Here is a 13856-nt window from a genome sequence, read left to right as displayed (position 1 = left end):
CCGGGCCCGTCAGGCAGGAGCGTCGCCCGCCGCCCACGACCCCCGGGCGGCGGGCGACGAACCCGCCGGCCGCCGGCCGGGTGTGGTGTGGGGAAGCGTCCACACCCGGCCGGCCCCACCCGGTGCGTCTTCCTCCGCACCACCCGACCCGGCCCGTGCCGGCGGCCCCGGCCGCCGTGCCCGGCCCCGGCCACGTGGAGGAGACAGCCCATGCCGACCAACTCGGCCCAGCCACCGACGGTGCCGGCGCACGTGCTGCCGAACCGCACCCCGGCCCAGCTCCTCGCGGTGGCCCGGCACGGGCTGGCGGAGGCCGCCCGCACCCGCCCCGACGGCCTGCGCTACGCCGCGGCCCACCTCGCCGCCCTCCGCGCCGCCGCGGCCGTGCTCGCCGCCCGCGCCCGCCCCGCGCCGGCCCGGCGACACCGCATCACGAGCGTCTGGGTCCTGCTCTGCACGGTCGCCCCCGAGCTGGACGAGTGGGCCGCCTACTTCGCCGCCGGCGCGGGCAAGCGCGCCGCCGCCGAGGCCGGCATCCCCCGGGTGGTCAGCGCCCGGCAGGCCGACGACCTGCTCCGGGCGGCCGAGCAGTTCGTGACGGTGGTGGAGACCTCCCTCGGGCTGGCCCACCAGCCGGAGCTCGACGGCCTCGCCGCCTGACCGCGACACCCACCCAGCACAGCACTTTGGCACAGCACTTCGGCACTTCGGCAACGACGGGCGAGGCACGACAGGGGGTAGGTCCGATGGCGGGCCGCATGGTGGTCGGTTCCGCCGCACTGGCCGGCCTGGTCCGTCCGGCGAGCGCGCCGGACCCGGCCGGGGCGCACCGGACACTGCCGGTGGCCGCCGAGCTGACCGGCCTGCTGCCCAGCCGGGGGCTGCGCCGGGGCAGCACGATCGCGGTCGCCGCCGGCCAGCCCCGGCGCAGCGGCGGCACCTCCCTGGTGCTGGCGCTGCTCGCCGAGGCGTCCCGGGCCGGCTCGTGGTGCGCCGTGGTGGGCGTGCCGACCTTCGGCGCGGGGGCGGCGGCCGAGGCCGGCATCGCCCTGGACCGGCTCGCCCTGGTGCCGCAGCCCGGGCCCGACTGGCCGACCGTCGTCGCCGCCCTGATCGACGGGGTGGACGTGGTGGTCGCCGCCGTGCCGGCCACCGTCTCCGCCTCCGTGGCCAGCCGGCTGGCCGCCCGGGCGCGGCAGCGCGGCAGCGTGCTCGTCCCGTACGGCCGGTGGGACGGCGCGGACGTCACGTTGCAGGTGGTCCGGGGCGTCTGGGAGGGGCTGGGCCAGGGCCGGGGCCGGCTGCGGCGGCGCGAGGTCACCATCTGTGCCCGGGGGCGGGGCGCGGCGGCCCGGCCCAAGGAGATCAAGGTCTGGCTCCCCGGTGACGCGCTGACCCGGGTCGTCCCCTGCCCGCCCGTCGCGCCGGGCGTCTCCGCCACCGGCCGCTCGGCCGCCGGCCGGCTCCGCCCCGTCCCGCCGTCGCTGCCGTCGGTCGCCCCGCCGCCGCCTCCGTCGGGCGTCCCGTCCTCGTCGGCTGTCCCGTCCTCGTCGGCTGTCCCGTCCTCGTCGGGCGTCCCGTCCTCGTCGGCGGGCGCACCGCCCCGCCGTGGCGCGCTCACCGTGGTCGGTCCCGCGTGACCGGTGCGCCGGTGCGGACGCTGCTGCTCTGGTGTCCCGACTGGCCGGTGCTCGCCGCCGAGATCGTCGACGGGGTGCCGGCCACCGGGGCGGTGGCCGTGCTGCACGCCAACCGGGTGGTCGCCTGCTCCGAGGCGGCCCGCGCCGAGGGCGTCCGCCGGGGCCTGCGCAAGCGGGAGGCGCAGGCGCGCTGCCCCCGGCTGACCGTCGTCGACCACGACCCGGGGCGGGACGCCCGGGCCTTCGAGCCGGTGGTCGCCGCCGTCGAGGAGCTGGCCGCCGGCGTCGAGGTGGTGCGCCCCGGCACCTGCGCGCTGGCCGCCCGGGGCCCGGCCCGCTACCTGGGCGGCGAGGAGGCGGCCGCCGAGCGGATCATCGAGCACGTCGCCCAGACCTGTGCGGTGGAGAGCCAGGTGGGCATCGCCGACGGGGTGTTCGCCGCCGGCCTGGCGGCCCGTGCCGGGCAGGTGGTGCCCCCCGGCGGCACCCCCGGCTTCCTGGCCGACCTGCCGGTGGAGGCGCTCGGCCGGCCGGCCCTGGCCGACCTGCTGCGCCGGCTCGGCGTACGCACCCTGGGGGGCTTCGCCGCGCTGCCGGCCGGGGACGTGCTGGCCCGGTTCGGGTTCGACGGCGCGCTGGCCCACCGGCTCGCTGCCGGCCGGGACCACCGGCCGTTGGCCGTCCGCCGGCCCCCGGTGGACCTGGCCGTCACCGCCGACCACGACGAGCCCGTCGACCGGGTCGACGCCGCCGCCTTCGCCGCCCGTGCGCTGGCCGAGCGGCTGCACGACCGGCTCGCCGCGCACGGGCTGGCCTGCACCCGGCTGGGCATCGAGGCGGTCACCGCCCACGGCCAGGAGCTGCACCGCGTGTGGCGGCACGACGGGCTGCTCACCGCGGCGGCCATCGCCGACCGGGTGCGGTGGCAGCTCGACGGCTGGCTCACCGGCAGCGCCGGCCGCCCCGGCGCCCGCCCGACCCGCCCGACGGCGGGGATCATCCGGCTGCGCCTGGTGCCCGACGGGGTGCTCGCCCGGGCCGACCTGCAACCCGGGCTGTGGGGGGAGACGGGCGAGGAACGCGAGCGGGCGCACCGGGCGCTGAGCCGGGTGCAGGGCCTCCTCGGCCCCGAGGCGGTGGTCACCGCGGTCCTCGGCGGCGGCCGGTCACCGGGCGACCAGGTGCGGCTGGTGCCGTGGGGCGACGAGCGGCTGCCCGCCCGCCCCGGCGAGCCGACCGGTCCCGCTCGGGTCGGCGAGTTGGCTGGCTCTGCCCGGGTCGGCGAGCCGATCGGCCCTGCCCGCCCCGGCGGGTTGGCGGGCCCGGTCCGGGCCGGTGGGGCTGGCGGGCCGGGCCGTGCTGACCGGTCCGGTGGGGCTGGCGGGTTCGACCGGTCCGGTGGGCCTGCCCGGGGCGGGGCGGCCTCGTCGGGGCGGGGCGCGTCGCCGCCGTGGCCGGGTCGGCTGCCGCCGCCCTCGCCGGCCGTGGTGCTGCCCGCCCCGCTCGCGGCGACCGTCCACGACGCGGCCGGCGAGCCGGTCGGGGTCAGCGCGCGGCTCCAGCTCACCGCCGCCCCGGCGCGGCTGGCCGTCGGCGCGGCCCGGCCGGTGGAGATCGTCGGCTGGGCCGGCCCGTGGCCGGTGGACGAGCGCTGGTGGTCCCCGGCGGAGTCCCGCCGCCGCGCCCGGTTCCAGGTGTGCCTGGCCGACGGGGCGGCCCTCCTGCTGGCGGTCGAGTCCGGCCGGTGGCTGGTGGAGGCGATCTATGACTGACCGTCGGAATCTCCCTGCTGCGGATCTTGGAAGTTCGTGGCCCCTCCAGGGGCCGGAAACTTCCAAGATCTCCGTGGCTCGGGGTGCGCGGTGAGCTTTCACAACCCCGGCGTGGGGTGGAGGGAGCTGGAGCGGGTGCTCTCGGGCCGGGCCGGGCCGGGTCCGGGCGGGTCAGGGCGGGCCGGGGCGGATCGGGGCGGCGGGGAGGGCGAGCAGGGCGGCGCGGGCGGGGCGGGCGGGCGACGCCTGTGGGCCGTGGACCCGCCCGTGGTGGATCCCCTCGCCGTCGACGCCGACGGGGGCGACGGCCCCGCCTGGAGCCGCCACCGGGGCCGGTACACCCCGCCGGAGCCATCCCGCGCTGGCGGCGACCCGGGAAGCGGCGGCCCCGGCACCGGCACGGTGCCCTACGCCGAGCTGCACGCGCACAGCAACTTCAGCTTCCTCGACGGGGCCAGCCATCCGGAGGAGCTGGCCGAGGAGGCGGCCCGGCTCGGGCTCACCGCGCTCGCCGTCACCGACCACGACGGCTTCTACGGCGTGGTGCGCTTCGCCGAGGCGGCCCGCGCGCTGCGCCTGCCGACGGTCTTCGGCGCGGAGCTGTCCCTCGGGCTGCCCGGCCCGCAGAACGGCGAGCCGGACCCGCTCGGCGCGCACCTGCTGGTGCTGGCCCACGGCCACGAGGGCTACGCGCGGCTCGCCGCGACCATCTCCCGGGCCCAGCTGCGCGGCGGCGAGAAGGGCCGCCCGGTCTACGGCGAGCTGGAGGAGGTCGCCGCCGAGCTGCGCGACCACGTGCTGGTGCTCACCGGCTGCCGCAAGGGGCACGTGCCGGCCGCGCTGCTCACCGCGGGCGTCGACGCGGCGGCCCGGGAACTGGACCGGCTCACCGCGCTGTTCGGCGCGGAGACGGTGGCGGTGGAGCTGACCGACCACGGGCACCCGGTCGACGGCGACCGCAACGACGCGCTCGCCGAGCTGGCCCGCGCCGCCGGGCTGCCCACGGTGGCCACGAACAACGTGCACTACGCCACCCCGGGCCGCCGCCGGCTGGCCACCACCCTGGCCGCCGTGCGGGCCCGGCGCAGCCTCGACGAGATCGACGGCTGGCTGCCCGCCGCCGGCACCGCCCACCTGCGCGACGGCGCGGAGATGGCGGCGCGGTTCACTGCCTACCCGGGCGCGGTGGCGCGGGCCGCCGAGTTCGGCGCGGAGCTGGCGTTCGACCTGCACCTGGTCGCGCCGAAGCTGCCGGCGTACCCGGTGCCGCCGGGGCACACCGAGATGAGCTGGCTGCGCGAGCTGACCATGGCCGGGGCCCACGAGCGGTACGGGCCGCCCGCGGCGCACCCGGAGGCGTACGCGCAGCTCGACCACGAGCTGCGGATGATCGACGAGCTGGGCTTCCCCGGCTACTTCCTGGTGGTCTACGACATCGTCGCGTTCTGCCGCGAGCAGGACATCTACTGCCAGGGCCGGGGGTCGGCGGCCAACTCGGCGGTCTGCTACGCGCTGCGGATCACCAATGTGGACGCGGTGCGGCACCGGCTGCTGTTCGAGCGGTTCCTCGCCCCGGAGCGCGACGGGCCGCCCGACATCGACGTGGACATCGAGTCCGACCGCCGGGAGGAGGTGATCCAGCACGTCTACGCCCGCTACGGCCGGGAGCACGCCGCCCAGGTCGCCAACGTCATCTCCTACCGGCCCCGGTCGGCGGTGCGGGACGTGGCGAAGGCGTTCGGCTTCTCGCCCGGCCAGCAGGACGCCTGGAGCAAGCGGATCGACCGCTGGGGCTCGGTCGCCGCGGTCGACGCCGAGGACGTCCCCGAGCAGGTCGTGACGTACGCCAACGAGTTGGCTGGTGGCTCGGGGAGGTGGGCGGGGTTCCCGAGGCACCTGGGCATCCACTCCGGCGGGATGGTGATCTGCGACCGGCCGGTGATCGAGGTCTGCCCGGTGGAGTGGGGGCGGATGCCCGGCCGCAGCGTGCTCCAGTGGGACAAGGACGACTGCGCCGCCGTCGGGCTGGTCAAGTTCGACCTGCTCGGCCTCGGCATGCTCTCCGCCCTGCACTACGGCTACGACATGATCGGCGAGACCCTCGACCTGGGCGACATGACGCTGGACGACCCCGAGGTCTACGCCATGCTCTGCCGGGCCGACTCGGTGGGGGTGTTCCAGGTGGAGAGCCGCGCCCAGATGGCCACCCTGCCCCGGCTCAAGCCCCGCGAGTTCTACGACCTGGTGGTGGAGGTGGCGCTGATCCGGCCCGGCCCGATCCAGGGCGGCTCGGTGCACCCGTACATCCGGCGGCGCAACGGCCAGGAGCCGGTGACGTACCCGCACCCGCTGATGCGCAACGCGCTGGAGAAGACCCTCGGCGTGCCGCTGTTCCAGGAGCAGCTCATGCAGCTCGCCATCGACCTGGCCGGCTTCGACGCGGCGGAGGCCGACCAGCTGCGCCGGGCGATGGGGGCGAAGCGGTCGGTGCAGCGGATGGCGCGGATCGCCGACCGGCTCTACGCGGGGATGGCCGAGCGGGGCATCGCCGGGGAGCTGGCCGACGACGTCTACCGCAAGCTCACCGCGTTCGCCAGCTACGGCTTCCCGGAGAGCCACGCGATGAGCTTCGCCTACCTGGTGTACGCCAGCTCCTGGCTCAAGCGCTACCACCCGGGCCCCTTCCTGGCCGCGCTGCTCAACGCCCAGCCGATGGGCTTCTACTCGCCGCAGACCCTGGTGGACGACGCGCGGCGGCACGGCGTGCAGGTGCGCCGGCCGGACGTCAACGCCAGCGGCGCGAAGGCCGTGCTGGAGTCCACCCCGGACACCCGGTGGGGCAGCGCGCCGGGCGAGCCGCCGCACGCGTGGGGGCTGGGCGGTCCGGCGGTGCGGCTCGGGCTGGGCGGGGTGCGTACCCTCGGCGATCCGGTGGCCGAGCGGATCGAGGCGGAGCGGGCGGCGCACGGGCCGTACCGTGACATGCCGGACCTGGCCCGGCGCGTCGGCCTCACCGCCGCGCAGCTGGAGGCGCTGGCCACCGCCGACGCCTTCGCCTGCTTCGGGCTGACCCGGCGGCAGGCGCTCTGGGCGGCCGGGGCGGCCGCCCAGGACCGGCCGGGCCGGCTGCCGGGCACGGTGACCGGGGCGACCGCGCCGACGCTGCCCGGCATGGACGCGGTGGACCGCCTCGTCGCCGACGTCTGGGCGACGGGCCTGTCGCCGGAGAGCCACCCGGCCCGGTTCCTGCGCGACCGGCTCGACGCCCTCGGCGCGGTGCCGATCGCCCGGCTGGGCCGGGTGGAGCCGGGCCGGCGGATCCGCGTCGGCGGGATCGTCACCCACCGGCAGCGGCCGGCGACCGCCGGCGGGGTCACCTTCCTCAACCTGGAGGACGAGACCGGCATGCTCAACGTCACCTGCTCGCCGGGGCTGTGGCAGCGCTACCGGCAGGTGGCGCGCACCAGCGCCGCGCTGGTGGTGCGCGGCCGGTTGCAGCGGCACGAGGGGGTGACCAACCTGACCGCCGACCGGCTCGACCCGATCGAGGCGCCGGTCGCCCCGCCCTCCCGCGACTTCCGCTGAGGTGTAAGGAGGGGCACCTTGTTAACGCTTCCTGCATAGCAGGGGCCCCCTGTTAACGCCGCCGGGGCTGACTAGGCTCGACCGTGTGGAGCAGACCAGTGCCCGGTTCACCGGCCCGCCGTTGACCCCCCGTACCGCCGTCATCTGGTCGGTGCTCCGCGCCGAGCTGGAACGTCGCGCCGGCGACCGGCTCACGGTCCTCGACGTGGGGGGCGGCACGGGCGGCTTCGCCGTGCCGCTGGCGCAGGCCGGGCACGGGGTCACCGTGGTCGACGCCAGCCCCGACGCGCTCGCCGCGCTCACCCGCCGGGCCGCCGAGGCCGGCGTCGCCGACCGGGTGCGCGCCGTGCAGGGCGACGGCGACGCCCTCGCCGGGCTGGTCGAGCCGGCCAGCGTCGACCTGGTGCTCTGCCACTCCGTGCTGGAGGTCGTCGACGACCCCGCGCCCGTGGTGGCCGCGCTGGTCACCGCGCTGCGCCCGGGCGGCGCGGCGAGCGTCCTGGTGGCCGGGCAGGCCGCGGCGGCGCTCGGCCGGGCGATGAACGGCCACCTCGACGTGGCCGCCGCCCTGGCCGCCGACCCGGCCGGCACCGCCGGGCCCCGCGACACCCTGCGGCGGCGCTACGACGCCGACCGCGCCGCCGCGCTGCTGGCCGCCGCCGGCCTCACGGTCGAGGAGATCCACGGGGTACGCGTCCTGGCCGACCTCCTGCCCGCCGCCGTCGCGGACGGCCAGCAGGCCGCCCTGGTCGAGCTGGAGCGGGCCCTGGCGGCCCGGCCGCCGTACCGGGACCTCGCCGCCCAGCTGCACCTCTTCGCCCGCCGCCCGGCATGACCGCCGCCGTCCCGCCCCCGCCCGGTGAGCCAGCGCGGGGGGCCGTCCCGGCCCCGCGCCCGCCGGCCGATCCGCTGGCCCCGGTGCCGCCCCGCTACGGCGGGGGGAGCCTGGCCGACGTGCTGCCCAGCGCCCTGGCGGTGCTCGGCGTGCCCGGGGCCGTCGACCTGCTCGGCCTGACACCGGCGCTCGCCGGGGTGCGGCGGGTCGCGGTGCTGCTGGTCGACGGGCTCGGCTGGTACCAGATCCCCACCGCCGCCCCGCACGCCCCGACCCTGGCCGGGCTGGCCGCGACCGTCGGCCGCCCGCTCACCTGCGGCTTCCCGTCGACCACCCCGACGAGCCTGGTGACGTTGGGCACCGGGGCCGCGCCCGGCGCGCACGGTGTGCTCGGATTCCGGGTGCGGGTGCCCGGCACCGACCGGGTGCTCAGCCACATCGAGTGGACCGGCGACCCGGAGCCGCTGCGCTGGCAGCCCGTCGCCACCCAGCTCGAACGCGCCCGCGCCGCAGGGGTCGCGGTGACCGTGGTGAGCCGCCCCGAGTACGCCGGCAGCGGGCTCACCCTCGCCGCCAACCGGGGCGGGGACTACCGGGGCGCGGCCGACGCCGACGCGCTGGCCACCGCGATGCTGACCGCGCTGCGCGCCGGGGCCGGGCCGGCCCTGGTCTCCGGCTACCACCCCGACCTGGACCGGCACGGCCACCTCTCCGGCGTCGACTCGCAGCCGTGGCGGGCCGCCGCGACCGGGGTGGACGCGCTGCTCGCCCGGCTGGTCGACGGGCTGCCGCCGGACGCCGCGCTGCTGGTCACCGCCGACCACGGCCAGCTCGACGTGCCGCCGGCCGACCGGATCGACTTCGACGCCGACGACCGGCTGCGGGCCGGGGTGCGGGTGCTCGCGGGGGAGCCCCGGGTCCGCTACCTGCACGTCGTGCCGGGAGCGGCCGACGACGTGGTGGCCGCCTGGTCGGCCGTGCTCGGCGACGCGGCCCGGGTGCTGCGCCGCGAGGAGGCGGTGGCGACCGGCTGGTTCGGGCCGGTGCCCGAGGCGCACCTGGGCCGCATCGGCGACGTGGTCGTGGTCTGCCTGGGCACGTCCGCCGTGGTCGCCACCCGCTCGGAGCATCCCATGGACTCCCGCCTGGTGGCCTACCACGGGTCGGACACGGCCGCCGAGATGACCATCCCGCTGCTGGTGGTGCGCGGCTGAGCGGGGCACCTGCGCGCCCGCGCGGTGCTGAGCGCGGCCCGGCCGGCGGGACCGGCCCCGGGGGCCGCGGCGTGTCGTACCCGGGGGCTAGCCTGCGGGCATGGGTCGCAGTCAGTCGTTGCCGCGCGGCGGCGACCCGCGCTTCGGGCCCGACGGCGACGACTCCGGCAGCCCGATCCTGCACGTCGACATGGACGCCTTCTACGCCTCGGTCGAGGTGCGCCGCCGCCCCGAGCTGCGGGGCCGGCCCGTCGTGGTCGGCGGGGTCGGCCCGCGCGGCGTGGTCAGCGCCGCCAGCTACGAGGCCCGCCGGTACGGCGTCCGCAGCGCCATGCCGATCATGCGTGCCCGGGCGCTGTGCCCGCACGCGGTCTACCTGCCGCCCGACTTCGCGCAGTACACGGCGGCCTCCCGGGCGGTGATGCAGATCCTGCGGGACGTCACGCCGCTGGTCGAGCCGCTCTCGCTCGACGAGGCGTTCCTCGACGTGGCCGGGGCCCGCCGGTTGTTCGGGCCGCCCGCCGAGATCGCCCGGGGCATCCGCGCCCGGGTCGCCGAGGAGCAGGGGCTGACCTGCTCGGTGGGGGTCGCGCCGAGCAAGTTCGTGGCCAAGCTCGGCTCCACCCGGGCCAAGCCCGACGGGCTGCTCGTGGTGCCGGCCGACCGGGTGCTCGACTTCCTGCGCCCCCTGCCGGTCGACGCCCTGTGGGGCGTGGGGGAGCGCTCCGCCGAGACGCTGCGCCGGCTCGGGCTGGCCACCATCGGCGACCTGGCCGAGGCGCCGCGCGGCATGCTCCGCAAGGCGCTCGGCGAGGCCGCCGCGGCCCACCTGCACGAGCTGGCCTGGGGGCGCGACCCGCGCCGGGTCAGCCCCGAGCAGGTGGAGAAGTCGATCGGCGCGGAGGTGACGTTCGACGCGGACGTGGCCGACCCGCTGGAGATCCGCCGGGCCCTGCTCGCCCTCGCCGAGAAGGTCGGCGCCCGGCTGCGCCGGGCCGGGCAGGTCGGCCGCACGGTGTCGATCAAGGTGCGCACGGCCGACTTCCGCACGGTCACCCGGTCCCGCACCCTCGACGTGGCGACCGACACGGCGCGGGAGATGTTCGACACGGCCTGGGCGCTCTACACCGTCCTCGACCCCGGTGAGCGGATCCGCCTCGTCGGGGTGCGGATGGAGGGTCTCGCCCCGGCGGGCGAGACGCCGCAGCAGCTGACGCTGGGCGCGCCCGAGCGCGGCTGGCGGGAGGCGGAGGCCGTGGCGGACGCCGCCGCTGCCCGATTCGGGCGTTCCGTCATAGGTCCGGCGAGCCTGCTCGGCCGGCGCGATCCCGGGCGAACCGAAAATCCGCCCCGCCCATAGGTCGTCCCGCTTTCCGACGCGCGACCCCCCTCGTAGACTTGTCGTTAAGCAGCCGGTTGGCTGCCACGGTCTGTCGGTCCGACCGGGCCGACCAGCGTGACCGGGGAGGAGTGCCGTGCCGCTCTCGGAGCACGAGCAGCGGCTGTTCGAGCAGATCGAGCGGTCGCTTGCCGAGGACCCAAAATTCGCCTCGGCCGTGCGTGCCAGCGATCCGCGCTTCCACGCGCGGCGTCGTCTGCTCGTCGCTGCCGGCGCGATCATCGTTGGCCTGGCTCTACTGGTCTACGGTGCGGTGATCAAGACCCCACCGCTCGCGGTGGTGGGTTTCGTCATCATGCTGGGTTCGGCGGCGTACGCGGTGCAGTCGCACCGCAAGGCGCAGTCCCCCGACCTGCACGTGGTCGGGGGGACGACCACCAGCCGACGCCGCCCGCGCGGGCGGTCCGGCCGACGGTCGTCGTTCGTGGATCGGATGGAGGACCGGTGGCGGCAGCGCCCGGAGGGGCACCGCTGACCCGGTTCCACCGCTGATCCTCGGTCCCGCCGGCCCGGCGGGACCACGCTGATCCGGCCCGCCGACAGCGGGCCGCTGCTTCCTGCCCGCACGGGTGCGTGCGGGCTTTCTCCGCGCTCTGCCATGCCCCCGTGTGTCGCCCCCCGTGCTCCGGGCCCTGCGCCCCCATGCGTCGCCCCGCGCTCCGGTGCCCCGTGCTCCGGTGCCCTGCGCCACCCTCGCGCTCCGGCCTCGGGCGCCCCCATCGGCTTGGCCGCTCCAAGATCGTGCAGTTTCCTGGTTCGAGTGGCCTCAGGACCGCCCGGAGACCACTCGAACCCTGATCGAGCGCGATCTCGCCGCCCCCGCCCCCGCCCCCGCCTCCGGCTCCGGTCCCGTCCGGCCCACCGCCCGGCTTGCCTGGTCGGGTCCCGCGACGGGGGCGCGGTGGGTCAGCGGCCCGTGCGGGTGGCCAGCAGGCGGCGCGGGCTCCAGCGCAGCAGCCGGTAGCGGGCGTCGCCCGTCCTGGCCACCAGCCGGGAGGACGCGTTGCCCAGCGCGATGCGCCAGCGCAGCAGCACCGACGGCGGCAGCACCGCCGCCAGCAGCCGGGTCCGCCGGTCGGTCCGGGTGGCGAGCGCGCCCCGGACGGCGCGTAGCGCCGGGTGCAGCTCCCCGCCCGCGAGCGGGGTGCGGGCGTACCGGGCCAGTTCCTCGGCGCGGCCCAGCAGCCGCACCGCCGTGGCGGCGGAGGCGTCCTCGCCGACGGCCTCGGTGACCAGGCGCTCGGCAGTCGCCCGCGGCGTCTCCGTCCGGTCCACCCGGACCCGGTAGTCGACCAGGGTGTCGAGCAGCTCGTCCCAGGCGGCGTGCGCGTCCGCCCGCGCCCGGTCGGGGTCCAGCACCACGGTGACGGACCGGCCCGGTTCGCCGGCCGGGCCCGTGCCGGCGTCCACCGTGGCCGGGGCGAGCGTCACCGCCGGCCGGGCGGCCCGCCGGCGGCGCAACGCCATCCGCAGCAGCGCCGGCGCGGCGAGCAGGGCCAGCAGCGCCAGCGCGCCGGCCGTCCACCAGGGCCACACCGGGGCCTGCCGGGTGGGATCGTTGCCCCCGACCGCCAGGCCGGCGTCGGTGTCCGCGTCGGCGGCGTCCGGGTCGGCGGCGTCCGGCGTCGGCGTCGAGTCGTCGGGGGCGGCCGGGGCGCCCGGCTCGGTGGCCGCCGGCTCCGGCGCGTCGGTGTCCGGGGCCCACGCCGAGCGGGTCGAGCCCTGCACGCCGTACGCCGGGGTGGCGTCGAACGGCACCCAGCCCATCCCGTCGAAGTAGACCTCCGTCCAGGCGTGCAGGTTGCGGTTGGTCAGCACGTACCCCTCGTCGGTGCGGCCGGTGCCGTTGGTGAAGCCGAACGCCACCCGGGCCGGGATGCCGGCCGACCGGACCAGCCACGCCATCGCCGCCGCGTACTGCTGGCAGAAGCCGGCCTTGTTGTTGAGGAAGTCGACGATGTCCTGGCCGCTGGTGCCGCCCTTCGTGGTCAGGCTGTAGGTGAAGCCGTTGTCCGCCGAGAAGTGGTCGTAGATCGCCCGGACCTTGTCGTAGTCGGTGCTGCGGCCGCGCACGAGGTCGGCGACCAGGGTGTCGACCTGCTCCACCGGCGGGGTGGCGGTCTGCTGGAGCCGGATCGGGTGGTCCGACGGCAGCGACGGGGCCCGCCGCAGCGCCGTCGGGGTGTACGTCGACCGGACGTACTCGAACGAGTAGCGCTTGCCGCGGGAGTTCTCCCGGTTGGAGAAGACGACCTGCTGGTTGGGGTCGTAGAGCCAGTTGCCGCTGAGCTCCTCGGTGCGCACCGGCTCGGCGTAGGCCGGCAGCAGCGGCATGTTGAGGTTCTTGGAGACCTCCACGGTGGCCTGGTACCGCGTCCGCTCGACGCCGTTGCCGGTCCCGGAGCGCTGGGTCGGGTCGGGCAGGTCCCGGGTGACGGGCCGGCCGGTCGGGTTGCGCACCCGGAACCCGTCGGGCCGCAGCTCGTCGGCGACGCCGTAGCGCAGGTAGAACGGGTTCGTCTCGGTGGTGGTCACCGTGACCATCTCGTAGACCTCGGACTGGTTGAGCTGCCCGCTCAGCGAGGCGAAGAGGTCGATGCGGCCCGGGTTGCCGCCCTGGCCGTTGCCCGACCCGGTGCCGGTGCCGGCGCCCACGGCGTTGAGCAGGCCGCCGGTCATCCCCGGCACCGCCAGCGGCAGCGCCACCGCCAGCACCACCCCGACCACGGCGAGCCGCCGCCCGGCGGCGGCCAACGGCGAGGACTCCCACACGTCGACGTCGCGGCCGTCGCCGGTGAACCGGCGGCCGAACCGGCGCACCCGGTCGACGTTGTCGGTGACCAGCAGCCACAGGTAGCCGGCCGCGCCGACCACGAACGGCACGGCGGGGACGCTGTCGACGTAGACGGCGACGGGCACCGAGTAGATGGCCAGCATCGGCAGCCCGGCCAGCGCCGGGCGGCGCAGGCCGACGGCGAGCACGTCGACCACCACGGCCACCCCGCCGATGCCGAGCACGCTGACGAACAGCAGCGGGTCGGTGTCGGGCACCTTCACCCCGTACGAGCGCATGTCCACCACGGACGCGCTCAGCAGCTCGCCGAAGTGGGCGAAGGTGCCCGGGGTCGGCAGGAACGCCACCAGCTCGGTGCCGGCGGGGAAGAGCCAGGCCAGCGCGAGGGTCAGCCCGCCGAGCATGCCCAGCACCTGCCCCCACAGCGGGGCCCGGACCAGCCGGGTCAGCGCGGCCACCCCGGCGACCACCGTGACCGCGATGGCCGCCTGGATGAGCCAGGTCCACCGCTCGAAGATGGCCGACAGCGGGGCGGCCGCGAGCAGGGTCGCGGCGGCGGCCACGAAGCCGAGGTTGCGGGTCGCGGTCACGGGGGAGCCCTTTCCGGTCATCGTCCC

At 77.4% G+C, this 13856-nt stretch carries 8 protein-coding genes and 1 pseudogene; 8 read left to right on the top strand and 1 reads right to left on the bottom strand.

Annotated features, from left to right (window positions below):
• Window positions 1–210: 210 nt before the first annotated feature.
• From O7628_RS03150 to O7628_RS03115, 8 genes and pseudogenes are all read left to right on the top strand, one after another.
• The gene (locus tag O7628_RS03150; protein ID WP_074474473.1) at window positions 211–660 is read left to right on the top strand and encodes an SAV_6107 family HEPN domain-containing protein; all 450 of its coding nucleotides are present in this window, start codon (window positions 211–213) and stop codon (window positions 658–660) included.
• Window positions 661–746: 86 nt separating this feature from the next.
• Window positions 747–1487, top strand: a pseudogene (locus O7628_RS03145) (hypothetical protein); the annotation flags it as partial.
• A 149-nt stretch (window positions 1488–1636) separates the two neighbouring features.
• Window positions 1637–3412, top strand: a complete 1776-nt coding sequence (locus O7628_RS03140) for a DNA polymerase Y family protein (RefSeq protein ID WP_347405143.1) — start codon at window positions 1637–1639, stop codon at window positions 3410–3412.
• A gap of 90 nt (window positions 3413–3502) precedes the next feature.
• Window positions 3503–6997, top strand: a complete 3495-nt coding sequence (locus O7628_RS03135; RefSeq protein WP_278128203.1) for an error-prone DNA polymerase — start codon at window positions 3503–3505, stop codon at window positions 6995–6997.
• A 67-nt stretch (window positions 6998–7064) separates the two neighbouring features.
• Window positions 7065–7832 (top strand): methyltransferase domain-containing protein, encoded by a 768-nt coding sequence (locus tag O7628_RS03130; RefSeq protein WP_278136191.1) that lies wholly within the window; start codon window positions 7065–7067, stop codon window positions 7830–7832.
• Window positions 7829–9046 carry an alkaline phosphatase family protein gene (locus tag O7628_RS03125; protein WP_278128201.1) on the top strand — a complete coding sequence of 406 codons (1218 nt, stop codon included), beginning with the start codon at window positions 7829–7831 and terminating at the stop codon, window positions 9044–9046. Before O7628_RS03130 ends, O7628_RS03125 begins: the two co-directional genes overlap by 4 nt.
• A 100-nt stretch (window positions 9047–9146) precedes the next feature.
• On the top strand, window positions 9147–10406 hold the full coding sequence (locus O7628_RS03120; RefSeq protein ID WP_278128199.1) for a DNA polymerase IV: 1260 nt from the start codon (window positions 9147–9149) through the stop codon (window positions 10404–10406).
• 115 nt (window positions 10407–10521) lie between these two features.
• Window positions 10522–10920, top strand: coding sequence for a DUF3040 domain-containing protein (locus O7628_RS03115; RefSeq protein ID WP_043967266.1), 399 nt, complete (start codon window positions 10522–10524; stop codon window positions 10918–10920).
• Between the two features lie 431 nt (window positions 10921–11351).
• On the opposite strand, the gene O7628_RS03110 is transcribed toward O7628_RS03115, so the two are convergent.
• Window positions 11352–13829 carry a DUF3488 and transglutaminase-like domain-containing protein gene (locus O7628_RS03110; protein ID WP_278128196.1) on the bottom strand — a complete coding sequence of 826 codons (2478 nt, stop codon included), beginning with the start codon at window positions 13827–13829 and terminating at the stop codon, window positions 11352–11354.
• Between the last annotated feature and the right edge of the window lie 27 nt (window positions 13830–13856).

The sequence above is a fragment of the Micromonospora sp. WMMD956 genome (assembly GCF_029626125.1).
In the GTDB taxonomy this organism is placed as follows: Bacteria; Actinomycetota; Actinomycetes; order Mycobacteriales; family Micromonosporaceae; genus Micromonospora; species Micromonospora carbonacea.
This window is presented reverse-complemented; position numbering and strand designations above follow the sequence as displayed.